Raw genomic sequence first — 25,643 nt, 5'->3', positions numbered from 1 at the left:
GTCAGTTCCCCCGTGCTGCAAAGAAGCGTTTGAAGGCGACGACGGTGCGTTCCACGTCCGCGCCGGTTACGTCAAGGTGGGTGACCAGGCGTATCTGGTCCCCCCCGCCAAGGAGTATCCCTTCGGTGGCGAGGGTCTGGCGCAGGCGGTCGGCGCTGCCAGCGGGTGGGGTGACGAAGAGGATGTTGGTGCGCGCCTGGCTCACCATGAGTTCTTCTATGTGCCCAAGGCCCGCGGCCAGGAGTTCCGCGTTCTCGTGGTCCTCGGTCAGTCGCTGCAGGTTCTTCTCCAGTGCATGTATGCCGGCCGCGGCCAGAATGCCGGCCTGGCGCATGCCGCCGCCGGCTACTTTGCGCCAGCGGCGCGCGCGGCCGATGAGCTCCCTACTGGCGCAAAGTACCGTACCTGCCGGGGCGCCAAGTCCCTTGGAGAGGCAGACCGAGGCCGAATCGAAATGGGCGGCGATGGTGGCGACGGGGACCCCCAGGTACACGGCCGCATTGAAGACTCGGGCCCCGTCGAGATGCAGGGAAAGCCCGAGGCCTTGGGCAAGCTCCGCAGCCTTTGCCAGATAGTCGAGCGGCAACACTTTCCCCCCCTGAGTGTTCTCAAGGCAGAGGAGCCTGGTGACGGGGTGATGGTAATCCGCGGGCTTCACGACGCGTCGCACCTTTTCGAGATCGAGCGTCCCATCCTCTTCGAAGTCGATCGGCTGCGGCTGGATCCCGCCGAAGATGGCGCCTCCTCCTCCCTCCCACCGGTAGATGTGCGCTTCCTGCCCGGCGATGTACTCGTCACCGCGTCCGCAGTGCGATAAGAGGGCAAGCAGGTTCCCCATGGTCCCCGTGGGGACGAAGAGCGCCGCCTCCTTCCCCAGCAACTCTGCCGCCATGGACTCCAGCCGGTTTACCGTCGGGTCCTCCCCGTAGACGTCGTCTCCTACCGGGGCATTCGCCATTTCCCGACGCATCGCCTGCGACGGCGATGTCACCGTGTCGCTTCTCAGATCTACCGTCTTCATCTGTTCCCCTACCTTGCTAATCTTTGCTGCGGTACTTGTTTTCCCAGATCTTGTCCTTTTCGGTGACGCTCACCCCGTGGTCGCCGTTGGCGGCAAGGTGCCTCAAGATCATGAAGGTGGTCTCCACCTCTTCCGGGCGCGCCAGTGCCAGCGCCATCTCCTCACCGGTGAAGTCCCGGTTCGGCTGACGCCTGAGCAACTCCATGATCTCCCCCTGCAGTTTGAGCACGGCGCCGGCGGCCTCCTTCCCTGCCTCGACTCCCGGCTGGTGGTAGGCGTTAACATTGACGAGCGAGGCGTACAGCCCCACCGCGCGCTCGTAAAGGGCGATAAGGGCACCGATGCTTGCAGGGGAGAGCTCGCGGACGGTGATAGTAACCGATTCCCGTCCTTTTTCATAGAGCGCGGATCGCGTTCCCTGGAAAAAGCCCGAGAGATAATCGCCGGAGGTCGCACCAGGCTCCACTTCCATGGATGGGCCCTGGCGGTCCTTGAGCACCTCGATGAAGGTGACGAAGAAGTTGTGCACCCCTTCCCGCAGCTGCTGCACGTAGGCGTGCTGGTCGGTGGAGCCCTTGTTGCCGTAAACGGCGATCCCCTGCAGCACCTCTTTCCCGTCGCGGTCCAACCCCTTGCCGAGGGACTCCATGATGAGCTGCTGCAGGTAGCGGGAGAACAAAAGAAGCCTGTCCTTGTAGGGGAGCAGCACCATGTCACGGGTGCCTTTCCCCTGGGTGGCGTGGAACCAGGAGAGGGCTAGGAGTGCGGCGGGGTTTTCCCGTGTCACCCGGGAACGGGTTTTTTGGTCGCAGGCGCGCGCTCCGGCGAGCAACCGGTCCACGTCGATCCCTTGCAGGGCAGCGGGGAGGAGCCCCACCGCTGAGGTGACCGAGGTGCGCCCGCCGACCCAGTCCCACATCGGGAAGACCCCGAGCCAGTTTTCCCTGGATGCAGTCCTGTCCAGCTCGCTGCCGCTGCCGGTTACGGCGACGGCGTGCCCGGCGAAATGCAGCCCGGCGCGCTCGAACGCCTGGCACGCCTCCAGCATTCCGTTGCGGGTCTCTTTGGTGCCGCCGCTCTTGGATATGACCACCACCAGGGTCTGTTTCAGAGCGGCGCCGATCCCGGAGAGGACCTTGTCCATACCGTCCGGGTCGGTGTTGTCGAAGAACCAGATCCGCAGGAGATCCTTGGGCCCTCCCAGGCTGTCGGCGAGGAACTGAGGCCCCAGCGCGGAGCCTCCGATGCCGATGATCAAAAGGTCGGTGAAGCGGTGGCCGTCGGGGGCGGCGATGTTCCCCCCGTGCACTGAGGAGGCAAACGCCTCGATAGCGGCCAGTGTCGACGTTATCTCCTCGGCAAGGGTCGCCTCCGGTGCCAGTTCGGGAGCCCTGAGCCAGTAGTGCCCCACCATCCGATGTTCGTCCGGGTTGGCGACTGCACCTTGTTCCAGCGCTTCCATCTCTTGGTACGCCTGCTGCAGTCGCGGGTCCATCTTCTCCAGGAACCCCTCCGGGAAATCGATACGGCTGGTGTCGACGCTCAGCTCTAGTTCGGCGTCATGGTAGAGCAGGTTCTTGTACCGCTCCCAAAGCTGCTGTTTCTGCATGTCCCCTCCGCTGCGTTTGGTTAGGCTGGTGGCAGGTCGATTCTCATGTGCGTCGGGGGATGATAGCATGTATTAGTTTTTATTCAAGTCTGCGTAGCGGTGCTCGCCCGGATACCATCGAAGGGGCGAACCTGTTACGGGAGGCGCAAAACCGGTGGCCGCGTGCCTTCGTGCGGGCCATTACGGTTTCCGGCACGGCCACAACGCAGCGTCTTCTTGTCTGTAAAAAGCTTAATTAGCGGTGGGTCGAACGGTGTCCATTAGAATGGCGGGTTTTGCACATGGAACAGCTGGATGTGCAAGGTATGAACACCCCGGATGCGGGGCTTTGCTCCTTTTCTTGCCGGCCGTTTCGATAAAAGCCAAATGAGACGGCGGTTTAGGCGTAAGAGCGGGCGGCGCGGACTTTGGTACGGCTGTTGTATCGGTTGAATCTACCGGCGGCAGCTCTGCCGGCTATGGACGCGGCATGGTCCGGTCCTGAACCGTTGGGACGGGTACGCGGAGGTGAGGTATGGAAGATAGATTTGCAGGTGCGAGCGCGGACCGCTGCAGCGGCGGGTTCGGCGCCATGGAGGTGGTGCTGGTGAAACGGCAGCCGGCTGCTTCCGCCGAGCGCATCGCTGTCGTCTTGACACTGGGAAACGACCCGGACATCTGGCGCTTGGTGAATGAGGACATGGATAGCATCGCGAACAATCTGGTGAGGGTGAACCAAATGAACAGACAAAACCCGGTGCATGTGGAAGAGAGCGCACAGCTTTTCAAGAAAAGCCTGGAGCCTTTGTTTACACTGATCTCGGCGACATCGCAGGAGCACGTGATGGACAAGCTGTCGCTATCGCTTAAAAAGGCGCTGCTTTTGATGGCGATGGAGCGTTACCACTGCAACACCGACAAGATGTGCAGGGCGCTCGGGCTCAGCAAGGTCAAGCTCGATAAGGAGCTGAGGCGATGCGGGCTCTTGAACCGTGAAAAAGAGGCGGCCTGAGCCGCTAAGCGAAAATAAGATCCGTTGGGGAAAGGGGGGCTGTCCGGCCCCCCTTTCGCGTTCTTAGCCGCGGCCGCAGTGCTTAACCGCTCAAATACCTTGAATAATGAGAAAGGATTTGCTAGAGTGGTCCTTCGTTCCAAAGCGAACCCACCTTGGAAAATCCGGCGTAATTTCGTAATGTTAATAAATCCTAAGCGCATTGATGCAGTCGCGCGCATAATACCGAGGCCTCTTATGGATGCAGCGCTTGCCCTTATCGGGGAAGACCTGAAAAACGTGGAACTGCAGTTCAAGAAGGATCTGCAGTCGGATGTCCCACTTATTCGCAAGGTGGGTGAGTATGTGCTGTCCAGCGGCGGCAAGCGTATCCGTCCCGGCCTGGTGCTCCTGGCTGCCAGGCTTTGCGGCTACGACGGCAACCGAAGCGTCCCGCTGGCAAGCGTCGTGGAGTTCATTCACACGGCAACCCTGCTGCACGACGACGTCGTCGACAACGCCAACCTGCGCCGGGGGCTCGCCTCGGCCAATACGCTATGGGGGAACGAGGCGTCGGTTCTGGTAGGTGATTTCCTCTTCTCGAAGTCGTTTTCCCTGATGGTTACTGACGGAGACCTGCGCATTTTGAAGGTGCTGGCCGACGCCACCACCATCATAGCCGAAGGGGAAGTCTTGCAGCTGGTCTGCACCTCCGACCTCGACATCACTGTGGAGCGCTACATCGAGGTGGTCCGGAGCAAGACGGCGATCCTTCTTTCCGCTGCCTGCGAAGTGGGCGCCATCCTGGGCGAGGCCGACCCCGTGCACAGGCAGGCCCTGGCGGATTACGGCATGGACCTCGGCATCGCCTTCCAACTGATGGATGACACCCTGGACTACACCGCCAGCGAAGAGCAGTTCGGCAAAAGCATCGGCCACGACCTGGAGGAAGGGAAGATCACTCTTCCCCTGATCCACACGCTCAGGAACTGCACCAGCCAGGAGCGCGACCTGATCGCCTCGGTGGTGGAAAAGGAACTACTTTCCGATGAGGATTTTGCCCAAGTGCTGGAGCTGGTGCAGCGCTACGGCGGCATCGAGCACACCGTCGCCTCCGCCGGCGAATACGTGGTTCTCTGCAAGCAGCACTTAGAGAAGTTCCCCCCCTCTGCCACCCGCGACGCGCTTGCCGAACTCGCCGAATATGTTGTGACTCGCGTCAAATAACTGTCGCGGTTGCCGTCATATAACGGCGCCCATCCTGCAGGTTTACGAAAAATAACTTAGTTTAACAAAGCCATCCTTCCATTAATGAGCACCGCTTAGTCGGTGCTCATTTTTTTAACCTTTGTACTGCTGATAGTTTGCCGCTTCCCGTCGCGCATGGCTGGTTTTCCCCCATTTCGTTGGTTCGCTTTTTGCTACTGGAATGTCCATTCGATAGGAATGAGTTAATTCGGGGGGGAAAGTGGACGAAGAGATGCTGCTACACTCAACTGAGTTGGAAGTCAACGGAGAGACTTTTAGCATCAACATTTTCTGCAGCGCAGCGGGCAGATTCTTCGCCAAGACCTGCCTCGGTGAGGACGACTACATCATCACGGACGGATCGTCGCTCCCCGAGACCCTGCAGAAGCATGAGAACCTGCTCCCGCTGGCCATAGGTACCCGCGAGCTGACGCAAAGCTACCTCGGCTACCCGCGCAGACCGAGGGGGCGCCGACCCTAGCGCCGCTCCTTCCTTTCCAGGCTCCGCAGTTCCGCTGATGCCGCTTTGCCGCATCGGATGGGAACGCGCGCGCTTTTCTTTCCACTCCACTCGCTGCATCCCCTCCTGTTCTCTTTTGAAATCGAGCCTGTAACAAACCCAAAGCTACCCTTCGAACCTCGAACTTTCCTGCTCTTAGACTCTTCCCGCCGCAAGTTTGCCGGACCGGGTTCATTATAAAAAGGTTGCCCTCCCCGTTCAAATCGGTTAAAAATTGACACTGGCGCCCGTTCCAGCCTCTGGCGCCCTCCCAGGACCTATGCCCGCAAAAATACTAGTCATAGACGATGACAGTTCATTAAGGCGCGTGCTCGAGTACAACCTGCAGCAGGAGGGGTACGACGTGTACACCGCTGCCGACGGCGACGCCGGGTTGCAGCTCTTCGCGGAGAGGTTGCCGGCCGTAGTCATCACGGACCTGAAGATGCCGGGAAAGAGCGGGTTCGAGGTTCTCTCCGCCATCAAGGAGAGCTCGCCTGCCACTGTGGTCATCGTGCTGACCGCATTTGGAGCCATCGACACTGCGGTGGAGGCGATGAAGCTGGGGGCTTTCCATTACCTCACAAAGCCGTTCAACCGTGAGGAGCTGAAGGTCACGGTGCTGAAGGCGCTGCAACTGCAGGGGCTTTCGGAAGAGAACCGGCTGCTGAAGGAGGAACTCTCCGGGCGCGCCGAGTTCAAGAGCATCGTCGGCACCTCCCGTGCCATGGAAGGGGTTTTCTCGGTGGTGCGCAAGGTGGCGGACACCGAGGCCACCGTCCTCATCACCGGCGAATCGGGAACCGGCAAGGAACTTGTGGCGCGCGCCATTCACTCCGGCAGCTCACGTCGCGGCGCCCCTTTTATCGCCGTCAACTGCGCGGCCATTCCCAGGGACCTTTTGGAGAGCGAGCTCTTCGGCCATGTCAAGGGGGCCTTCACCGGGGCCATTCGGGACAAAGAGGGGAAGTTTCAACTGGCCGACGGCGGCACCATCTTCCTGGACGAGGTGGGGGACCTCCCTCTGGAACTACAGCCCAAACTGCTGCGCGTCCTGCAGGAGCGCGTGGTAGAACCCGTCGGCGGCACCTCTTTGCAGAAGATAGACCTGCGGGTGGTGGCGGCGACGAACGCGGATCTGGAGCGCTGGATCGTGGAAGGGAAGTTCCGCGAGGATCTCTACTATCGTCTCTCCGTGATCCCGATCCAGCTCCCTCCTCTGAGGGAACGGGTGGAGGATGTGCCGCTTTTGCTGCGCTACTTCTGCGCCAAGTTCGGGGCCGAAGGGGTGAGCTTCGAGAAAGAGGCTCTGGAGAGGCTGCAGGCATACGGCTGGCCGGGGAATGTGCGGGAACTGGAAAACACCGTCGAGCGCCTGCTCATCATGCGGGAGAGCGACCGGATCGGTGCGGCCGAACTCCCTGAGAAAATATCGGCCACCTCGTCCCCCGCCGAGGGGAGCGTGCTCAGGCTTCCGCCCGGAGGCTATTCGCTGGAGCAACTGGAGCGGGAGGTGGTGTTGGAGGCTCTGGAAAGGTGCGACTGGAACCAGACCGCGGCCGCCCGCTTTCTGCGCATACCGCGCCATACCCTGATTTACAGAATGGAAAAATACAATATAGTGCAACCTGGGAGAAAGTAATGAAACGTATCCTTGCCGTGCTGTTGCTGCTCCTCGCCGTCATGGCCTCTGGCTGCTCCAAGAAGGAGGTGCCGGCGCAAGAAGGCGCCGCCGCCCCCGACTTCACCCTGAGTGACCTTTCCGGGAAGCAGGTGCAGCTTTCGTCCCTGAAGGGGAAGGTGGTGCTGGTGAACTTCTGGGCCACCTGGTGTCCCCCCTGCCGGGAGGAAATTCCCTCCATGGTGAAACTCAACCAGATCATGCAGGGGAAGAACTTCCAGATGCTGGCCATCTCCATTGACGAGGGGGGGAAGCAGGCGGTGCAGGAGTTCTTCAGGCAAAACGGGGTCACGCTGCCGGCGCTGCTCGATACCGACGGCAGCGTCTCCAGGCGCTACGGCACCACCGGCGTTCCCGAAACCTTCATCGTCGACGGCAAGGGGATGATCAGGAAGAAGGTGATCGGCGGGGTGGAGTGGAGCTCCCCCGAGGTGGTCGGGTACCTCGAAGGGCTGATGCAGCAAAAGTAATTAGTACCGGCGGCGCCGGGCGGGGCGGGTTCAACAACACCCAGGAGGTACAACCATGCAAGCGCAGAACATCAGCATAGTGGGCGCATTCGTCGCAGGGTTGTTGTCGTTTCTCTCCCCTTGCGTCTTGCCGCTTATCCCTTCCTACATCACCTACATCACCGGGCTTTCCTTCGCGGACCTGCAGGCTGAGCACCCCTCCCACAAGGTGCGCCAGCAGACAATTATCCACTCGCTGCTCTTCATTGCGGGCTTCACCTGCGTCTTCGTTATCCTGGGGGCCTCGGCCAGTTTTCTGGGCGATTTCCTGCAGGAGCACAAGACGGCCATCAGGCGCATCGGCGGGGTGATGATCGTCATCTTCGGCGTCCATGTTTCGGGGCTCTTCGATATCGGGCTGCTTCTGGGGGAAAAGAAGCTCACCCTGCACAGAAAACCGGCCGGCTACCTGGGAAGCTTCGTCGTCGGCGTGGTCTTCGCGGCGGGGTGGACCCCCTGCATCGGCCCCATCCTCGCCACCATCCTGGCGGTGGCAGCCACCGAGGGGCGTGGCGTCTGGCTGCTCCTTGCCTACTCGATGGGGCTCGCCATCCCGTTCTTCCTCGCCTCCCTCGCATTGCACCAGTTCCTGGTGTTTTTCAAACGTTTCAAACGGCACATACGCCTGTTCGAGATCATCACCGGCCTGTTCATGGTGGTCGTCGGTATCCTGATCTTCACCAACTCGCTGGTAGTGATCAGCAGGTACACCAGCGCCTGGTTTGGCGAGTAGAAAAAGGTGCAGCCCGGGCCGCCTGCGGCAAACGGCTGGGCTGAAGGAGATGTCGTGGTTTCCCCCTTTTCCATTCAACTCTCCGTCGCCGACTTGGGCACCACGGAAGCTTTCTACGCGGGAATAATGGGGTTGCCGGTGCACCGGGCGCTCACCGCTGTTGGGGCCCCGGAGCACCTGGTGCTGACGCTGGACGGCTGCAAGGTCTACTTCGTGGAGGATGACGCGGTCGGGCAACTGCACCCGATTCTGGAGGCTCGCCTGGAGGGTTTCCCCAAAGGGGTCGGCATGACGCTTCACCTGAGCGTCCCGGACATAGAGGACGTTTACCAGGAACTTCTGGAGGAGGATCTGGAGATCCTCTACCCCTTGCAGCAAAAGCCATATGGCACCAAGGAACTCTGGTGCTTCGACCCCGACGGCTATCTCGTGGTGCTGGAGGAGTCGCTGCGCTAGTACGGGGTCAGGGGGCGCTGATGGTGAACAGGGCGCTCTCCTCCCCGTTTTGATTTACTACCTGCAGCCGGATCTCTTTTGGGGTCGGGTCGTAGGGGTGGCGCTCGTAGACCAGCTGGTTGCAACCCAAATAAATCAGCCGCTCCCGCTCGGTCGCTATCTGCTCTCCCGTCCCGACCCTTTTCCCGTCCGCTACCAGCACCGAACTCTGCTGGAAATTCTTCCCCGTTAGGACCAACTCGTAAGCGCTAACGAACTCCCGGCCGATGGTGACGCTCGCTATCTCCGGCTTCGCGTCGATGAAAAGCGCCAGTACCCCGGAACCCGCGTCGGAAGGGTTCTTTACCTGCACCTGGTGCAGGCCGGCGCCGACCGCCGGGGCGGTGAAGGAGAGCGCGGCCGGGGAAATGAAGCGGGTGGTGAGAGCGGCGCCGTCCAAAAAGACGCGGGCTCCTGGCTGGAATTTGGCGCCGGCTACCGCTACCTCGCGCTCCCTGCCGGTGGAGCAGGCGGTCACCGTGTCGGGGGAGAGGGATGTCGCGACCGGTTTTTGCGGCTGCAACGCGAAGTTGAAAGCCCTGCTGGTGCTGCCGTCCTCCCGCTTCAGGTAGAGCGCGTAGACGCCGGGGGGGAGGTCGGGAAGCTCTACGGTCAGCAGCCGGTTTCCCACCAGCGTCGCCGGGAGCTGCCGGGTCCCGAGGAACACGGCTGTCCCCGTGGTGAAGCCGGTGCCGTTCAGGGTGACGGCGGTGCCGGGTTCGCCTTGTGCCGGGATGATGGAAAGGACGCTCAAGGGGAAGAGGGTCACAGCTGCCGGCTTTTGGGGCGCCGGCGTCTGTGCCGCGGCTACTATCGGGAAGAGCAAGGGGACCAGCAGTAGGAAAAACAGTTTGCGAAGCATGCGACCCTCCATTGAGTCGATCTAACTACACCCAAACATTGTCGATTCCCGCTTGTCAGTTGTCAATCGTCAGCGACAGCCACGCACCCGCCACGAAGAAGATGAAGTTCGTCGCCCAAGCCGCCACCACCGGCGGCAATAGCCCCACCTGTCCCACCGAGATGATCACCGAGTTGACGATGACGTAGAGGAAGCCGACCCCGATGGAGAGGCCGACTCCGAAGGCGATGCCGCTCGACCTTCCCCCGCGCAGCGCAAACGGGATACCCAGAAAGGCCATCACGGCGCAGCCGAAGGGCATGGAGATCCTGCTGTGCATCTGGGTCACGTACCTGGTGGGGTCGTAGCCGCTGGCTCTTAGCTTCCTGCAGTAGCGGCTCAGCTCCACAAGGGACATGCTGTCCGAAAATTTCCCCAGCGTCTTCAGGTCGGCGGGCTTTAGCTGGAGCTCTACCGGCAGCTCCCGGTACTTCTGCGTGGAACTCACCTCACCATCCCTGAACTGCCGCACCACCGCGTCCCGGAACATCCATCCCTTAGCTCCCAGGATCGCGAGGTCGGCTTCGGTGCGCTTGAGCGGTTCCCCCGTCCCTGGCTGCAGCTCCCACAGGGTGATCCCTTTCAGCTCGTTTCTCGCCGGCTCGAAAAGGCTAGCCCTGAGCACCGTCCCTTCCTCCCTAAACCAGATGTTCTGCTGCCGGAAAAAGGCGCTGGGGCTTTTCTTCTGGATCAGCACCTCCTGGATGTAGGTGCGTTGCGCATAAGTTTTGGGAAGCACAAACTCCCCTATCGCCAGCACTCCGAGGCTCATGAGGACGGAGATGACCAGGATGGGGAGGCTGATCCGGAAGAGGCTCACCCCGCAGCTGCGGATGGCGGTGAGCTCCGAAGTAAGGGAGAGGGTCCCGAGGGTGAGCAGCGTCGCCATCAGGACGGCAAGGGGCGCCGCATCGATGATCATCTCCGGGATCTTGGTGATGAAGAAGAGGGCCAGGTGCTTCCAACTCGCGCCGTAGCGCGTGAAGCGGGAGACCTTCTCCATGAAGTCCACCACCAGGTAGATGGCGATGAAGGAGCCGAGGCAGAGCGAGAGCATCTTTACATAGGCCCGGGCGATGTAGCGGGTGAGGATGTTCATCGCTTCCTCCCCTTGCTAAGGCGTCCCCGCAACGCCTCCTTGAGGCGCGGGTAAAGAGAGAAGATGGGGAGACGCTCCTCGTCGGAGGTCTTCTTGAACAGGTAGGCCCCAGCCAGAAGGAAGATCAAGTTCGGGCTCCACCCGGCAAGCAGCGGCGGCAGCGTGCCCCGCTCGCCCAGCGTATCGAAGGCGGAGAGGGTTACGTAGTAAAGGAGGATGACGCCGATGCTCAAAGAGAACCCGGCAGCCTTCCCCGAGCGCCGGTTCTGGATCCCCAGCGGTATGGCCAAAAGCGTAAAGACGAAACAGGAGAACGGGAGTGCCAGGCGGCTGTGGTATTCGAGGTCCCTGGAGATGATCTCCTTTTGCTGCGTTCCCTTGGGAGGGTGGAGCAACTCGTCGAGCGTCATCTCGCTCACTTTCCTGGTCGCCTTGTTGCTGCCGTCGGCGAGCGCGACCCGGAGGTTGTATTCCTGGAACTGCACCATCCGGTACCCCCCCTGCTCTTCGGCACGGTGGATGGAGCCGTTGCGCAACTGGAACTCCATTGAGTTGCTTTTCGGGTCGGATACCAGGGCGCCGGTGGAAGCGAAGATGGTGGTCGGGGTGCGCGGGTCCCTCTCGTCGTGGACGATAACTCCCCCCATGGTCTGCGCCTTGGTGTCTAGTGATTGCGTGTAGACCACCATGCCGGGGAAGGCGTTGTTGAAGATCTTCTCTTTGATGGCGATCCCGGCGCTGCTCTGGGCAATCTCCACCATCAGCTTCTTGAAGCCGGAGTTCCCCCAGGGAACGGCGTAAACGGTGACCCACAGACAGGCGAGGGTGGCGCAGGCGGCGAATAGCATTGGGGGGGGGAGTAGCCCGTAGAGACTGATGCCGCAACTCTTCATGGCGGTGATTTCGCTGTCGCCGGAAAGGCGGCCGAAGGCAAGCAGCATGGCGAGCAAAAGCGCCATCGGTATGGTGAAGAGCCAGAAAGGGGGGAGTAGATAGGCCACCATCCGCACCACGTCGCTGAAGGGGATCCCTTTCTCTACCACCATCTCGGCGAGCTTGAGAAAGCGTCCCATGAGGAGCACGAAGGTGAAGGTCACCATGCCGACCAGGAAAGGGGTGGGGATTTCCTTGAAGATGTAAGCGTACAGGGTCTTTTTCATGAAGTTCGGCATGATACCTTAGATGGGGGGCGAAGTAAAGGAAGGACAGGGGGGGAAGGGGAGGGCTCGATCTCATTGTCGCTTGACCTTTGTTTTTGCTTTGGGGTAAAAGGGGGACATGGAAAATAAAGACATCATCAAGAAAGCGCTGCTGTTCTCGGGGCTGGAAGACGAATATGTGGCGGAGGTAGCCGGCATCGCCGTGCGTCGAGCCTTTGCCAAGGGAGAGACGCTGTTCACCGAAGGGGAGAAGGCGGAGGGATTCTACCTCCTCGCTTCGGGCGCGCTCAAGCTCTGCAAGATCTCCCCCGACGGCAGGGAGAAGGTGCTGCACATGGTGCACCCCATCGAGACCTTCGCCGAGGCCGCTTTTTTCGGTGACGGCAAGTACCCGGCCGAGGCGCGCGGCGTCGAGAAAGGAGAGGTGCTCTTCTTCTCCAGGGGCTCGTTCATGGGCCTTTTGGAGCGCAACCCGCGGTTCTCGATGAACCTGATCGCCTCGCTCTCCATGCTGTTGCGCCGATTCGCGCACCAGATCGAGGAGCTTTCCTTCGCCGACGCCCCCGCCAGGCTCGCCTCGTACCTTCTGGAACTCGCCTCCAGAAAGAGCACCAGTTATCAAGGGAAAACCTATCTGGAACTGGACATGCGCAAGGGGGAGCTCGCCTCCCGCCTGGGCACCGTCAGCGAGACCCTCTCCCGCACCTTCAAAAAGATGAAGGACGAGGGGGTGATCGAAATGGATGGCAACAAGGTGACCATAATGCAGATGGAAAAATTGAGGATGATCGCTGGGAAATAAAACCTATTCTTAAATGCAGGCCCCTCGGAATTGCGCGGGGATTAAGGCAGATTCGGCAAACGGCACCTTTTCTACACGGGGGATATGCCGCTTGTTAATCTGCCTTTATTCATTTTTCTCCGGCGGCCTTACTCTTTACACCGCTCCCTTCTCTCTGCCGGCAGGCCCTCCCGGTGCCGCCGCTCGGCGCGATCCGAAAGCTGCAGCGTCTTGTCCTTGAATCTAAAATATTAATTAATGTTTTTATTGAAAAGTGCACAATGCTCTTGATATGACAAAGGAGGCTGCTATAATTTGCCAGTTTCCGCGGTGTCCAGATCATGAAGACGGTTCCTGGAGGTAGCTTGGATTGGGAATGTTGCTGGAGCAAGGAAGAGATCGAACCGGAGCACTGTCCCTATGTCGGCGAGGGAGAGGAAGATCTCTACAGCTCGCACCGCCGCAGGGTGGTAGAGAAATGCGTTGAGTGCCCCCGCTTCAAAAACGATTTGGCCCGCATGAAAGGCTCCGGTTACCCGCTCTCCGACGTCCTTCCTTTCATACTGAACGAGTTCCAGGAACAAAAGGCTCAGATGGGAGCGATGCTGAGCTTCTTGAACAGCAAGACCCGCGAGATCAAGTTCCTGCGCGAGGTCGGCATCGTGCTGCAGACCTCCATCGACCTCGACGAGGTGCTTTCCATCGCCATGACGGCGATCACGGCAGGAAAAGGGTTCGGCATGAACCGCGCCTTCCTGCTGATGACCGACAAGGAGCGCCGCCATATCCGGGGATACCTCGGCGTCGGCCCCAGGGATTATGAGGAGGCGTGGCGGACCTGGGAAGACATCGGCCGCAGCAACTTCACCCTGAGGGAACTGGCCCGCGACTTCCAGAAGACCAAGCTCACCTCGGAAAAGGTCAAGTTCCACGATATCCTGAACCAGCTCACCGTACCGCTTGCCGACCAGGGGCACATCTTCAACCGCGCCCTGCAGGGGAAAAAGCCCATCTTGGTGGAAAACGCGCTGAACAACCCGGACCTCGACCGGGGGCTCGCCCGCATACTCGGGGTCGACTGCTTCCTGGTCATGCCTCTCATCTCCCGCAACCGCCGCATCGGCGTCATCATTGCCGACAACTGCATCACGCAAAAGCCGATCACCCTGCAGGACATGCAGTCCCTGGAGACCTTCGCCTTTCCGGTCGCTTTCGCGCTGGAGCGGGCCTCCCTCTACGAGCGGCTTCAAGAGGAGGTTGCCAAGCAGAAGTCCGCAAACTTGAAGCTGCGCGAGCAGCAGGAACTGATAGTGAAGATGGAGAAGATGGCGCTGGTAGGGAAGATCACCTCCAGCATCGCGCACTCCATCCGCAACCCGCTCATGGTGATCGGCGGCTTCGCCCGCACCCTGTTGAAAGGAAGCGCCGAGGACGACGAGAAGCGGAGCTACCTCGAATCCATCGTGCGTGAGACCCGGCAGTTGGAAGATGTTCTTTCCGAGGTGCTGGACTACTCCGAATCGCTTTTTCCCGTCACCGATTTCTGGGATCTGAACGAGCTGGTGACCAAGGCGCTGGCCGACCTGGAAGGGGTGATGGAGCAGGCTGGGGTGGTATGCAGCCAGGAGCTAAGCCCCGAGCTTCCCATGGTCCGCATCGACTACAAGCAGATCAGCTACTGCCTGAAGACCATCACCGCGACGGCGCTGGCCTGCATGGAGCAGGGGGGGAGCTCCGCATCGAGAGTCTTAACGACGGGGACGGCGTCCTGCTCCGGATCAGCGACAGCGGCAAGCCCTTGACCGAGACTGCCCAGGAGGCGCTCACCGCCCCCTTCTTCCAGACCCAGGAGATGGGGGAGGGGGTGGGGCTCGCACTGTGCAAGTCGATCCTGGAGCGCCAGGGGAATTCCTTAACCATATTCAGCCGCCCCGGCGGCGGCAATACCTATAGCATCAGGCTCTTGACTAAAAAGGAGAATATCTGACATGGCAAAACTGCTGGTGGTAGATGACGAGGCGAACATCAGGCTTTTATATGCGCAGGAACTAAGCGACGAAGGTTATGCCGTGGTGACCGCCGCCTCGGCGCTGGAAGCGGTGGAAAAACTCGAATCGGACAGTTTCGATCTGGCCGTCATCGACATCAAGCTGAAGAACGAAAGCGGCATCGAGCTTTTGCAGCGCATCGTCAAGGAGCGCCACACCCTTCCGGTGATCCTCTGCACCGCCTTTTCCTGCTACAAGGACGATTTTTCGGCCTGGCTTGCCGACGGCTACGTAGTGAAGTCGAGCGACCTGCAGGAGTTGAAGGATGAGATCTCCAGGGTCCTCGCCAAGAGGCAGAAGGGCGCCTTTACCTGACCGGTGCTCCACCTTCCCTCTCATTCTTAATCTTAGTCTCAATCTTAATCTTGTCAGACTTGCAGTTATCTCTGGAGGGTTTTTATGAAGGCAGTGATTATGGCGGGTGGCTTTGGTACCCGCATGCAGCCGCTTACCTGCAACATCCCCAAGCCGATGGTTCCGCTGATGAACCGTCCCATCATGCTCCACATCGTGGAACTTCTGAAGAAATACCAGATTACCGACTTGGTCATGCTGCTATACCACCAGCCCAGCGTGATCAAGAACTTCTTTAGGGACGGCGCCGACCTCGGCGTAAGGATCACCTACGTCACCCCCCTTGAGGACATGGGGACGGCGGGGGCGGTGAAATGCGCGGAGAAATACCTGGACGAGCGCTTCCTGATCATAAGCGGCGACCTCCTTACCGATTTCAACCTGCAGAAGGTGATCGACTTCCACGATAGCAACAAGGCCTTGGCCACCATCACGCTCACCTCCGTCAAGGACCCGCTGCAGTTCGGCGTGGTGATCACGGACAAGGAGAAGCGGATCACCCAGTTCCTGGAGAAGCCGGGGTGGGGCGAGGTGATCTCGGACACCATCAATACCGGGATCTACGTGCTCGAGCCGGAGATCTTCAAGTACATCCCAGAGGGGGAGAACTTCGACTTCTCGCAAGACCTCTTCCCGCTCCTTTTGAAAAAGAAAGCCCAGCTATTCGGCTTCCCGGTCAAAGGGTACTGGCGCGACATCGGCAACACCGACTCCTACCGCGAGGCGCACCACGACATACTGAAGGGGAAGGTAGGCGTCAAGGTGGACGAGTCCAGGCGGGAGATGGCGGGGGCGGACCTGCGCCTGGGGCTCGACGTAAAGCTCGGGGAGGGAACGGTGGTCGAGGGGACCGTGGTGATCGGGGACAACTCCCAGGTCAAGGGGGGCTCCCAGATCAAGGACAGCGTGATCGGCCGCAACTGCACCGTCGAGCCGGGGGTCAAGCTCTCCCGCGCCGTCATCTGGGACAACGTCTACATCAAGAAGGGGGCGAAAATCACCGACTGCGTCATCTGCAACAACGTGAGCGTCGGCCCGTCCACCACGATGGAAGAGGGGGGGGTGGTCGCCGACGACACCTCCATAGGCGAGGAGAGCTACATAAAAAGGGACGTGAAGATCTGGCCCCGCAAGGTGATCGAGTCCGGCTCCACCGTCACCGGGAACCTGATCTGGGGGGAGCGCTGGAAGAAGTCGCTCTTCGAGGGGGAGATGATCAAGGGGCTCACCAACATCGAGCTGACCCCCGAGTTCGTGGCCAAGCTCGGCTGCGCCTACGGCACCTCGCTCCCCAAGGGAAGCCATGTCCTCGTGGGGCGCGACGCGACCCTCTCCTCCCGCATGCTGAAGAGAAGCTTCCTTGGGGGGATACTCTCGGCGGGGGTCAACGTGCGCGACATCAGGATGGTTTCGCTCCCGATCCTGCGCTACAAGCTGCGCACCTTCGGCGAGGTGGGGGGGGCGCATTTCCGCCAGTCTACAGACGATCCCGCTACCACCGAAATCGTCTTCCTGGATGCCGACGGACTCGATTTCTCCTCCTCCATGGGGAAGAACGTGGAGCGGATCTTCTACAAGGAGAATTTCCGGCGCGCCCATTACATGGAGCCCGGGGGGATTACGGAACTCCCGCAGGTGATGGACTTCTACCGCGAGGGTTTTTTCCGCGGCCTGGACCAGCAGGTCATCAGGGGGGCGGGCGCCAAGGTGGTGATCGACTTCAACCACTCCCCGGCGGGGCAGATCCTGCCTCAGATTCTGAACGACCTGGGGTGCGAGGTGATCGGGCTCAACACCTATCTCGACGAGCAGCGCGGCTCGAAAACGGTGGACGAGAAGCCTAACTCCCTGCAGCAATTGGCCAAGATCGTGGTCACCCTGGAGGCGAGAGCGGGCTTTTGGCTCGACCCGACCGCCGAGGAAATAGTGCTCGTCGACGAGACCGGCAAGATCCACGCGCCGGAGGAGCTCCTCTGCCTCATGACCGCGCTCATGCTGAAAAGCGGCGCCAGGGGCGCTCTCGCCGTCCCGGTCTCGGCCCCCTCGGTCATCGAGCAGATGGCGCAGGAAAACGGCTGCTCGGTGCGCCGCACGAAGAGCATGGAGCGCTCCATGATCGAGGCGGCCATCTCCCCCGAGGTGGTCATGGCCGGATCGATGGGGGGGCGTTTCGCCTTCCCCAAGTTCCAGGCCGCCTTTGACGGCATGTTCACCGTCGCCAAGACCATCGAACTCTCCATCACCGTCGGCACCCCGCTCTCGCGCGTGCTTAGGGAGGTGCCGCGCAGCTCCTTCTTGCAGGGAAAAGTCCCCTGCGTCTGGGAGAAAAAGGGGGGAATCATGCGCAAGATGAGCGAGGACAGCCTCGACAAGGAGGCGAGCTTCATCGATGGCATCAAGGTCTCTTTCGGCCAGGACTGGGTGCTGGTGCTGCCTGACCAGTACCAGCCCGTAATCCACGTGGTGGCCGAGGCGAAGGAGCAGAAGCGGGCGGAGAAGCTTCTCGAGCAGTACATGCAGAAGGTGGAGAACTGGAAGAAGGAACTGGGGCAGTAGGGGGGCTTGCGGGCCGGGGGGCGCAAGCGCCGCGCCGCCGCAAAGGGGTGATGATGACGGAGCCACTTTACGTGTCGTTTCTCTGGCACATGCATCAGCCTTTCTACAAGGATCCGGTCCGGGGGGAGTACGTCCTGCCTTGGGCCTACCTGCACGCGGTGAAGGACTACTACGACATGCCCGCCATCGTCGAGGCGGTCGAAGGCGCCAAGGTGGTATTCAACCTGGTCCCCTCGCTTTTGGAGCAGATCCTCGACTATGCCGGGGGGGGCGCGGTGGATCCCTTCCTGCTGCGGGCCCGCCCCTTGCCTGCCGAGCTGGACGATAACGACCGGCTCTTCCTCCTCGAAAACTTCTTCTCCGCCAACCGGCAGCGCATGATCGAGCCCTACCCCCGCTACCGGGAGCTCTTCGTCCGGGCCGGGGAGGGTGCCCCGGGCGCGGCGGCGCTGCGCCTTGCGTCCTTCGGCGACCAGGATCTACTGGACCTCCAGGTCTGGTTCTATCTCGCCTGGACCGGCGAGGCGGCGAGGCGGCGCTTCCCCGTCTTCAAGGAACTGATCCGCAAGGGGAGCCACTTCAGCCAGAAAGACAAGAAGCTTCTCCTGGAGACGCAGCGCGAGCTGATCTCCCGGGTGATACCCCTTTACAAGAAGCTGCATCAAGAGGGGAAGGTCGAGCTTTCTGTCACCCCTTATTTCCACCCGATCCTGCCGCTTTTGTGCGATTCGGGGATCGCGCGGGTCGCCCTTCCCAAGGCGAACCTCCCCAGCATCCCCTTCCGCTACCCTGAGGACGCGAGGGCCCAACTGCTGCACGCGATCGCCAGCTTCGAAAGGCTCTTCGGCTTTCCACCGACCGGGATCTGGCCCTCGGAGGGATCGGTGAGCGACGAGGTGTTGGGCATTATGGCGCAGACGGGGCTTCCCTGGACCGCCTCGGACGAGCGGGTGCTGGCCCATACGCTGCCGGGTGGGCTGGACCGGGAACGCGATCCCTTGTACCACCCGTACACCTTCAGTAAGGACGAGCGCGAGATCTCGCTTTTCTTCCGGGACCAGGGGCTGTCGGACCTGATCGGTTTCACTTACTCGCAATGGGAGACCGAAAGGGCGGTGGGGGACTTCCTGGCACGGCTGAAGGAGGTCAGGCAGCGCAGCCGCCAGGCCTGCGTGGTGCCGGTGATTCTCGACGGCGAAAACGCCTGGGAATACTACCAGGACAACGGGTTTCCCTTCCTTTCCCGGCTCTACGCCGCCCTGGTGCAGGCCCCCGGAGTGCAACTCGCCACGTTTTCGGAGGTGCTGCAGCGGACCGGCGAGCGGCGCGTATTGGAGCACGTCCACCCGGGTTCGTGGATCAACGCCGACTACGGCATCTGGATCGGCAAACCCGAGGAGAACCTGGGGTGGGATTACATCGCCAAGGCGCGTGCCGCGGCGGTGCAGGGAAGCCAGGAGATGGCGACCCTTTTGGCCGGGGGGGAGAGCAGCGACGAGGCCGCCCGGCAGGCGTGCATGGCGCTCTACGCGGCACAGGGGAGCGACTGGTTCTGGTGGTACGGCGACGATCACTTCTCCCCGCATGCAGGGAGGTTCGACCTGCTGTTTCGCAGCCACCTGATGAACGTCTACCAGCTGCTGGCCCTGGAGGTTCCCGGGGAGCTGCGCCAGCCGATAAAGAAAGAGCGCCCGGCCGGTTTCGTGCGCGCGCCTGCGGGGCTCGTCACCCCCGCCATAACTGGTGTGGTGAACGACTACTTCGAGTGGCTCTCGGCGGGGCTCTACGACCTGACCCGGCAGGGGGGCGCCATGCACGCCGCCGACAACCTGCTGCAGTCCTTCTATTACGGCTTCGACCTGGAGTACCTTTATTTCCGTATCGACGGAGTACAGCCGCTGGAAAAGACGTTCAGGCCGGAGGACAGGCTCTCGCTGCATCTGGTCTGCGGGGGCGAGTGGCGGCTCGACATGCAGTTGGGGGAGGGGGAGGGGGAGTTGCAGGTGCTTAAGGACGGAGCCTGGCTTGGCAGCGGCAGTATCGGCCGCTACTGCATGGGGCGCAGCGCTGGAGCGCGCGTGCCCCTGCCTCCCTTAAGGCTCGAAGGGTCAGGGACGGTGCTTTGCTATCTCTGCGTCACCCGCGCCGGGACCCAGGTCGGACGCTGGCCGGCCGACGCCGCACTCCCCTTGGTTTCCTCCGGGCCGGAACTCGGATGCGAGGCTCATTATAATTATTAACAGAAAAACCTTTACCTAATGGATGTATTAATCTAACATATCCCTTATTATTTCAGGGTCTTAGAGGTTTTACATGAAGATTTTGTTTGTGGCGTCGGAGGTCACCCCTTTTGCCAAGACCGGCGGGTTGGCCGACGTGGCCAGCGCTCTTCCCAAGACGCTGAAGAGTCTCGGCCATGACATACGCATCATGATGCCCTTTTACTCCATAGTCGAGCGCGGCGGTATGGCGGTGCGCAAGGGGCGCAAAAGCGCTTCGGTCATGGTTGACGGTGTCGAGAAAAAGGGTTTCCTGCGCCAGGCCTCCTTGGGGGAGATACCGGTCTACCTGATCGAGAACAAGGAGTATTTCTCCCGCGAGGAGCTTTACGGGACTCCGAGCGGCGACTATCCGGACAACTCGGAGCGTTTCTCCTTCTTCTGCCGCTGCGTCCTCGAGCTGCTCAAGAAGATGGACTTCCGCCCCGACATCATACACTGCCACGACTGGCAGACCGCGCTGATCCCGCACTACCTGAAGCACGAAAGGAAGAACGACCCCTTCTTCTCCAGGACGGGAATCATCTTCACCATCCACAACCTGGCCTACCAAGGGCTCTTCCCTAAGGAGGAACTCCAGTCGATGGGGCTTTCCAAGGAGTGCTTCACCATCGACGGGCTGGAGTTCTACGGCAAGGTCAACCTCCTCAAAGGCGGGATACTGAGCGCGGACGTGGTAACCACGGTCTCCGAAGCCTACTGCCGCGAGATCCAGACCCCGGAGATGGGATGCGGACTGCACGGGGTGCTGCAGACCCGCAAGGACGACCTAGTCGGGATTCTGAACGGGTTGGACTATGAGGAGTGGAACCCCGCCATGGACAAGGAGATCATGAAGAATTACAGTCATGCCTCCCTTTCCGGCAAGATGGTGGACAAGATTGGGCTGCAAAGGCTGGTGGGGCTCCCCAGTTCCCCGGAAATCCCGCTTTTCGGCATGGTGTCGCGTATGGTCGCCCAGAAGGGGTTTGACCTGATTGCCGAGTTGCTTCCCCTCATGGCCAAGGCCCCGATGCAACTGGTCCTACTGGGTAACGGCGAGGAGCGCTACCTCAAGGCATTCAACGACATCAAGGCAGCCGGGGCCCGCAACATCGCCTTCACCAGCGGCTTCGACCATGCCTTGGCGCCCAAGATCTACGCCGGCGCCGACATGTTCTTGATGCCCTCCTTCTTCGAGCCTTGCGGCCTTGGGCAGCTGATCGCCATGCGCTATGGGACCGTCCCGGTGGTGCGCCGGACTGGAGGGCTCGCCGACAGCGTCTTCGATGCGCTCGACAACGACAAGACCCCCAACGGGTTCGTCTTCGAGGAGTACACGGCCGAGGCACTCTGGGACGCGATGAATCGCGCCATAACCGCCTACAAGGACAAAGTCTCCTGGAAAAAGCTGATGCGCCGGGGCATGAGCAGTGACTATTCGTGGCAGCACTCGGTGCACAAATACCTGGAGCTCTACAAGAGGGCTGTGCTGCGCAGAGGGGGGGAGGCGTGACGCTGGGGCACGACGATCTCGACGAGCTTGCCAACGAGGTTCGCAGGCTGATCGAAAGCAACAAGGCCTTTTTGGAGCGGGTCACCGACGAGGATTACGACGACGAGGAAGAGGCGGAGCCTGCGACGGAAGAGGGCGCGGAACTGGTGGATTACGAGGAGTTGTGAGAGATCGGGGGGATGTCCCCCGCCGGTGCAATATGAAAAGGCGACGCAGGGAGTGAATCCCGCGCCGCCTTTTTGCTTTTTCCTTGTCCCCCGTAGCCTTGGGCGAAGGGATGGCGGAGGGGGATGGTTTACTTCGCCGGCGGCTCCTCCGGGACGATTTCGCCCGGCGCCAGTTGCACCGGGGCGCTCTTAAGTGGCGTGGGTGCCGCAGTAGCAGGCGCCGTTGCGGCTGCAGGCTGCGGCGCTACCGGCGCCGCCACAGGGACCGCCGCCTTGGCCGGGGCATAGCCGGAAGGAACGCTTACCGGGGCGGGGACATCCTTCTCCTTCTCCTTGGCGAAGAGCGGCTTGTAGGTCTTCATGAGCGCGAGCATCTCGTCGAACTGCCGCGCGTAGAGGACGGAAACCTCAGGTGCGTTGGCGATGGCAGAAGCCTCGGTTTTGGCGAAGGCGGCGTTCACGCCGGCGACGGTCTTGAACTTCACGTCGACTTTTTCGCTCAGGTTGGCCGCGGCCTCGTCGAAATCGGGGTACTGCAGCGGGAAGAAAAGCGGGAACGAGAGCGAAGCCCGCCTGAAGTTGGGGTATTCCCAGACCGTGTTCCCTTCGCGGTCGATCATCTGCGCGGTCATGACGAGGTAGTTGAAGTCCGTGTCCAGGTAAGAGAGGTAGTTGCTGGAGAAGACTTTCCCCTGTCTGGTGAGCCCGCTCACCGTGACGAAGAGGACGGCGTCGAGCCCGTTGTCGGTCATGAGCTGCTTCAACTCGTCCTTCTTGATGAAGTACTTGTTGTAGATGATTCCGGCGTCATCCCGTTTTTCCTTGTTCGAGACCAAGGTGGAGAAGAGCCGCGCCGGGTCCCCGTCCACCTGTCTCACCGCGTAGAAGATGCCGGTCCCGCGCAGCCTGGCGATCAGCTCCTTCTCGTTCCTGGCGTTGTAGGTCCGCACCAGCGAGACGATGGCGTCCTTGCTCGGGTGTCTGATATCGGAGTCGGGATCGACGAAGATCGGGGCGACCCCGATGGTCTTCACCTTCTTCTCAAGCGTCTCCTGGGGGATGTTGTAATAGTTGTGCGCGCAGCCAAACATGGTGCCGATCGCCACGGCCAACAGGGCCAGCTTCAAAAAAGTCCGCATCTGGATGAAGCCCTCCTCTAACGGATTCTAACTGCCATGCCGTCTTATATCAGAACCTTACCGGAAGTGCCACAGCTTATTGCTATGCCTCCAGCATGATGAACCCGACCTGTCTGCCGGTATCCCCGCCGTCGCGGCGGTAGGAGAAGAAGAGCTCCTGGTTGCAGCTTACGCAGAGGTCGCTGGACTGGATCTGGTCGGCGCGAAGCCCGGCGTCCTTGAGCAAGAGCCGGTTCGCCTCTCCCAGGTCCAGAAGCCATTTGCCGTCTCCCTGCTCCTTGGCCGCCAGATCCCAGGCGGCGCCGGCCTTTTTAAAGGCGTCGCGGACCGGCTGGTCCACCTCGTAGCAGCAGCCGGAGATGTGCGGGCCGAGGGCAGCGCGTATGTCTTTGCGGTCGCAGCCAAAGAGGGTGGTCATCGCCTCGACCCCTTTGCCGACGATGTTGGCCACCGTCCCCTGCCATCCCGCGTGCAGGGCGGCCACTACGCGCTGCACCGGGTCGTGCAGAAGGATCGGCACGCAGTCGGCCACGCAGATGGCGATCATGATCCCCGGCTGATTGGTGACGATGCCGTCGCATTCGAGCTTCAGGAAGTGGGACAGCTCCGGGTTGGGGGCGTCGATCACCAGGAGGTCCGTGCCGTGCACCTGGCTCACGGTCAGGAATCGGTCCAGGGTTGAGCCGAGGCTTCGGGCCAGGAGGCTGCGGTTTCCTTCCACGTTGTGGGAGGAATCGAGGGTGTTGCTCCCCAGGTTCAGCGAGTTGTATGGCGGGCGGGAAACACCCTCGTGGCGGGTGGTGAAGCCGGCTACGACTCCGCCTGCGCCGAGGGCGGGTTTCAGGTATTGGATCTTTCCTGCTTTTTGCATTTCCATGGGTGACACCTCTATTATTTGTATAGGGGGCGGAGCGTTCCAGCCCCTAGCCCCCAGTCCCTAGCCCCGGTTTTATCCCCGGTTCTTCTCTTCCAAGTAGGCGACGATGCCGGCCATGTCCGGGGGGAGTTCGGTGTCGAACTCCAGGTACTTCCCGGAGACCGGATGCAGGAAACCGAGCGTCTTCGCGTGCAGAGCCTGCCGTCCCATCGACTTGATCATCTGTTTGAGGACCGGGTCCTGCACACCTGAGAGTCTTCCCGTGCCGCCGTACACCTCGTCCGCCAAAAGCGGATGCCCAGCCTCGGACATGTGCACCCTGATCTGGTGGGTGCGGCCGGTCTCAAGCCTCAGGCGTATCAGGGTAATGCCGGGGTAGCGGGCTACCACCCGCCAGTGGGTCACCGCCTGCTTGCCGTGGCGTGCCTTCGCGGACATCTTCTTCCGGTCGGTGGGATGGCGGCCTATGGTCGACTCGATTCTTCCCTTGTCCTCTTTGGGCGAGCCGTAGACGAGGGCGAGGTAGACCCTTTTTATGCTGTGTTCCTTGAACTGTTCGGCGAGGGCGTTGTGGGCCCGGTCGCACTTGGCGACGACCAGGGTGCCGGAGGTGTCCTTGTCGATGCGGTGCACGATGCCGGGACGCAGTTCGCCCCCGATGCCGGAGAGGTCCTTGCAGTGGGCCAGCAGGGCGTTCACCAGCGTCCCCTCCGGGTTGCCGGCGCCAGGATGCACCACCATCCCCGCCCCCTTGTTCACCACCACCAGTTCGGCATCCTCGTAGAGCACCTCGATTGGGATCTCCTCGGGCTGGGGCTCGGCTGGCGTCGGAGGCGGGACCACCACCTGGACCACCTCGCCTCCCTTGAGTTTCAAGGCGGGTTTTTGCTTTGAGCCGTTGACGGTGGCGAACCCGGTCTCTATGAGCCTGAGGGCCGCCGAGCGGGTCAGCTCCGGTACGCTGCGGGATATGAAGCTGTCCAGCCGCTCCGGATCGGAGTCGCTGGGGAAGGTGAGTTCGATCGGTTCCATTGCCTGTTGGTTCTCCAGGGAGTATTGCTCCCGTTAAAAAAAGCGAGGGCGCGTTTCTAAAGGAAGCGCGCCCGGGGTATATAGATGCACTGGGGAATTTGATGCGTGCTGCTTGCCTACCAGATGGTCGACTCGATCTTCCCCGCCCGCTTGATCAGCACGTCGACCACGGCTATGTCGAATATGTTGGATTGGGCGAGTTCCGTACTGACCCGGGAGACGAAGTGTTCCCGACCTTCGGCTAGCTGGTCGTGCAGAACCTCGAAGATATTGTCGTCCTTGATCCCCTGCTCCACCTTTTCGCGGTTATAGAGGGCCACATCCGAAACGATGGCTCTGGCGAGTCGTTTAGCCTGGTCTGGATTTTCAATGAGACTCATTGGATCGCTCCCCGGTGCTGAATGTCAGCAACGCACTATACGCAGTTTTTTCGCAAGATTCTATCTTAATTTTAGGGCGAAGTAGATGCTGGCCGAGCCTCTCCGGACTAGGAGCGCGACGGCGCCGCGTTTGCCGGCGTCCGCCATTGCCTTCTGGTACTCGGCCAGATTTCTCACTTTCTTCTGGTTCACGGATACGATGATGTCGCCGCGCTGGATGCCGCTTTCTTCCGCGATCCCGCCCGGTTCGAGGTCGCTCACCACCACGCCGGTGACGCCGCGGGAACGCATCTCCGCTCCCAGTTCCTCGACCGAGAGCCCCAGGGCTCCCGCTTCCCGCTCGGCAGGTCTTTGTGTCTGTGCCTGGGCGCTGTCGGCAGGTGCAGTGGTTATCTGGACGTTGATCTTCTTGCCGTCGCGATAGAGCTCCACCGGAACTTTCTTGCCGATGGGTGTTTCGCCGACCAGGCGCTGCAACTGGCGCACGTCCTTTACGGCCGTCCCGGCAAAGCTCGTGATTACGTCCCCCTGCATGACGCCGGCCTTCGCAGCCGGCCCCCCTGGAACGACGTCGTTCACCAGCGCGCCGTACGCTTTGGGAAGCCCGAAG

23 protein-coding genes and 1 pseudogene (1 of these 24 cut by a window edge) are annotated in these 25,643 nt (G+C 61.1%); 14 read left to right on the top strand and 10 right to left on the bottom strand.

Annotation, left to right across the window (positions count from 1 at the left end; all coding sequences use genetic code 11):
* Nucleotide 1: 1 nt before the first annotated feature.
* Nucleotides 2-1,021, bottom strand: a complete 1,020-nt coding sequence (ltaE, locus tag GBEM_RS17070) for a low-specificity L-threonine aldolase (RefSeq protein WP_012531844.1) — start codon at nucleotides 1,019-1,021, stop codon at nucleotides 2-4.
* 16 nt (nucleotides 1,022-1,037) lie between these two features.
* Nucleotides 1,038-2,630, bottom strand: a complete 1,593-nt coding sequence (locus tag GBEM_RS17065; protein ID WP_012531843.1) for a glucose-6-phosphate isomerase — start codon at nucleotides 2,628-2,630, stop codon at nucleotides 1,038-1,040.
* Nucleotides 2,631-3,144: 514 nt separating this feature from the next.
* On the opposite strand from GBEM_RS17065, the gene GBEM_RS17060 reads away from it, so the two are divergent.
* The 7 genes from GBEM_RS17060 to GBEM_RS17030 all read left to right on the top strand — a co-directional run bounded on the left by GBEM_RS17060 (nucleotide 3,145) and on the right by GBEM_RS17030 (nucleotide 8,726).
* Entirely contained in the window at nucleotides 3,145-3,621 is a 477-nt protein-coding gene (locus tag GBEM_RS17060; protein WP_012531842.1) for a hypothetical protein, read from the top strand.
* Nucleotides 3,622-3,858: 237 nt separating this feature from the next.
* The gene (locus GBEM_RS17055) at nucleotides 3,859-4,827 is read left to right on the top strand and encodes a polyprenyl synthetase family protein (RefSeq protein WP_012531841.1); all 969 of its coding nucleotides are present in this window, start codon (nucleotides 3,859-3,861) and stop codon (nucleotides 4,825-4,827) included.
* A gap of 241 nt (nucleotides 4,828-5,068) precedes the next feature.
* Entirely contained in the window at nucleotides 5,069-5,329 is a 261-nt protein-coding gene (locus GBEM_RS17050) for a hypothetical protein (RefSeq protein WP_012531840.1), read from the top strand.
* A 298-nt stretch (nucleotides 5,330-5,627) separates the two neighbouring features.
* Nucleotides 5,628-6,989 (top strand): sigma-54-dependent transcriptional regulator, encoded by a 1,362-nt coding sequence (locus GBEM_RS17045; RefSeq protein WP_012531839.1) that lies wholly within the window; start codon nucleotides 5,628-5,630, stop codon nucleotides 6,987-6,989.
* Nucleotides 6,989-7,498, top strand: coding sequence for a TlpA disulfide reductase family protein (locus GBEM_RS17040; RefSeq protein WP_012531838.1), 510 nt, complete (start codon nucleotides 6,989-6,991; stop codon nucleotides 7,496-7,498). Before GBEM_RS17045 ends, GBEM_RS17040 begins: the two co-directional genes overlap by 1 nt.
* A 55-nt stretch (nucleotides 7,499-7,553) precedes the next feature.
* The gene (locus GBEM_RS17035) at nucleotides 7,554-8,270 is read left to right on the top strand and encodes a cytochrome c biogenesis CcdA family protein (RefSeq protein WP_012531837.1); all 717 of its coding nucleotides are present in this window, start codon (nucleotides 7,554-7,556) and stop codon (nucleotides 8,268-8,270) included.
* Between the two features lie 54 nt (nucleotides 8,271-8,324).
* The gene (locus GBEM_RS17030; protein WP_012531836.1) at nucleotides 8,325-8,726 is read left to right on the top strand and encodes a VOC family protein; all 402 of its coding nucleotides are present in this window, start codon (nucleotides 8,325-8,327) and stop codon (nucleotides 8,724-8,726) included.
* A 7-nt stretch (nucleotides 8,727-8,733) separates the two neighbouring features.
* Here GBEM_RS17030 and GBEM_RS17025 read toward each other — a convergent pair whose 3' ends face one another.
* From GBEM_RS17025 to lptF, 3 genes are read right to left on the bottom strand one after another with little or no spacing between them, the layout of a single operon-like run.
* Nucleotides 8,734-9,627, bottom strand: a complete 894-nt coding sequence (locus GBEM_RS17025; protein ID WP_012531835.1) for an IPT/TIG domain-containing protein — start codon at nucleotides 9,625-9,627, stop codon at nucleotides 8,734-8,736.
* 55 nt (nucleotides 9,628-9,682) lie between these two features.
* On the bottom strand, nucleotides 9,683-10,765 hold the full coding sequence (lptG, locus tag GBEM_RS17020; protein ID WP_012531834.1) for an LPS export ABC transporter permease LptG: 1,083 nt from the start codon (nucleotides 10,763-10,765) through the stop codon (nucleotides 9,683-9,685).
* Nucleotides 10,762-11,937 carry an LPS export ABC transporter permease LptF gene (gene lptF / locus GBEM_RS17015; RefSeq protein ID WP_012531833.1) on the bottom strand — a complete coding sequence of 392 codons (1,176 nt, stop codon included), beginning with the start codon at nucleotides 11,935-11,937 and terminating at the stop codon, nucleotides 10,762-10,764. The genes lptG and lptF overlap by 4 nt, the downstream gene beginning before the upstream one ends.
* 106 nt (nucleotides 11,938-12,043) lie before the next feature.
* Here lptF and GBEM_RS17010 point away from each other — a divergent pair, with 106 nt between their 5' ends.
* The 7 genes and pseudogenes from GBEM_RS17010 (at nucleotide 12,044) to GBEM_RS21545 (ending at nucleotide 21,605) form a co-directional block, all read left to right on the top strand.
* Nucleotides 12,044-12,727 (top strand): Crp/Fnr family transcriptional regulator, encoded by a 684-nt coding sequence (locus tag GBEM_RS17010; RefSeq protein ID WP_012531832.1) that lies wholly within the window; start codon nucleotides 12,044-12,046, stop codon nucleotides 12,725-12,727.
* 344 nt (nucleotides 12,728-13,071) lie between these two features.
* A pseudogene (locus GBEM_RS17005) lies at nucleotides 13,072-14,693 on the top strand (GAF domain-containing sensor histidine kinase).
* Nucleotide 14,694: 1 nt separating this feature from the next.
* The gene (locus tag GBEM_RS17000; protein WP_012531830.1) at nucleotides 14,695-15,069 is read left to right on the top strand and encodes a response regulator; all 375 of its coding nucleotides are present in this window, start codon (nucleotides 14,695-14,697) and stop codon (nucleotides 15,067-15,069) included.
* A gap of 84 nt (nucleotides 15,070-15,153) precedes the next feature.
* Nucleotides 15,154-17,664, top strand: coding sequence for a mannose-1-phosphate guanyltransferase (locus GBEM_RS16995; protein WP_012531829.1), 2,511 nt, complete (start codon nucleotides 15,154-15,156; stop codon nucleotides 17,662-17,664).
* A 53-nt stretch (nucleotides 17,665-17,717) separates the two neighbouring features.
* Nucleotides 17,718-19,904: a glycoside hydrolase family 57 protein gene (locus GBEM_RS16990; protein WP_012531828.1), complete on the top strand. Its 2,187-nt coding sequence runs from the start codon at nucleotides 17,718-17,720 to the stop codon at nucleotides 19,902-19,904.
* 73 nt (nucleotides 19,905-19,977) lie between these two features.
* A complete protein-coding gene (gene glgA, locus GBEM_RS16985) occupies nucleotides 19,978-21,438 on the top strand; it encodes a glycogen synthase GlgA (RefSeq protein WP_012531827.1) in 1,461 nt (486 codons plus the stop codon).
* Nucleotides 21,435-21,605 carry a hypothetical protein gene (locus GBEM_RS21545; RefSeq protein WP_012531826.1) on the top strand — a complete coding sequence of 57 codons (171 nt, stop codon included), beginning with the start codon at nucleotides 21,435-21,437 and terminating at the stop codon, nucleotides 21,603-21,605. The genes glgA and GBEM_RS21545 overlap by 4 nt, the downstream gene beginning before the upstream one ends.
* Nucleotides 21,606-21,733: 128 nt before the next feature.
* Here GBEM_RS21545 and GBEM_RS16980 read toward each other — a convergent pair whose 3' ends face one another.
* The 5 genes from GBEM_RS16980 to GBEM_RS16960 form a co-directional block, all read right to left on the bottom strand.
* Nucleotides 21,734-22,744, bottom strand: a complete 1,011-nt coding sequence (locus tag GBEM_RS16980) for a hypothetical protein (RefSeq protein ID WP_012531825.1) — start codon at nucleotides 22,742-22,744, stop codon at nucleotides 21,734-21,736.
* Between the two features lie 82 nt (nucleotides 22,745-22,826).
* A complete protein-coding gene (pgeF, locus tag GBEM_RS16975; RefSeq protein WP_012531824.1) occupies nucleotides 22,827-23,621 on the bottom strand; it encodes a peptidoglycan editing factor PgeF in 795 nt (264 codons plus the stop codon).
* Between the two features lie 72 nt (nucleotides 23,622-23,693).
* Nucleotides 23,694-24,653: an RluA family pseudouridine synthase gene (locus GBEM_RS16970; protein WP_012531823.1), complete on the bottom strand. Its 960-nt coding sequence runs from the start codon at nucleotides 24,651-24,653 to the stop codon at nucleotides 23,694-23,696.
* A 116-nt stretch (nucleotides 24,654-24,769) separates the two neighbouring features.
* On the bottom strand, nucleotides 24,770-25,033 hold the full coding sequence (locus GBEM_RS16965) for a hypothetical protein (protein WP_012531822.1): 264 nt from the start codon (nucleotides 25,031-25,033) through the stop codon (nucleotides 24,770-24,772).
* A gap of 60 nt (nucleotides 25,034-25,093) precedes the next feature.
* On the bottom strand, nucleotides 25,094-25,643 hold the end of the coding sequence (locus tag GBEM_RS16960) for a DegQ family serine endoprotease (RefSeq protein ID WP_012531821.1). The gene runs 881 nt beyond the window's last position; the window shows 550 of its 1,431 coding nt (coding positions 882-1,431); the start codon falls outside the window, past its right edge — the gene reads right to left on this strand; its stop codon occupies nucleotides 25,094-25,096.

The sequence above is a fragment of the Citrifermentans bemidjiense Bem genome (genome assembly GCF_000020725.1).
Classification (GTDB): domain Bacteria; phylum Desulfobacterota; class Desulfuromonadia; order Geobacterales; family Geobacteraceae; genus Geomonas; species Geomonas bemidjiensis.
This window is presented reverse-complemented; position numbering and strand designations above follow the sequence as displayed.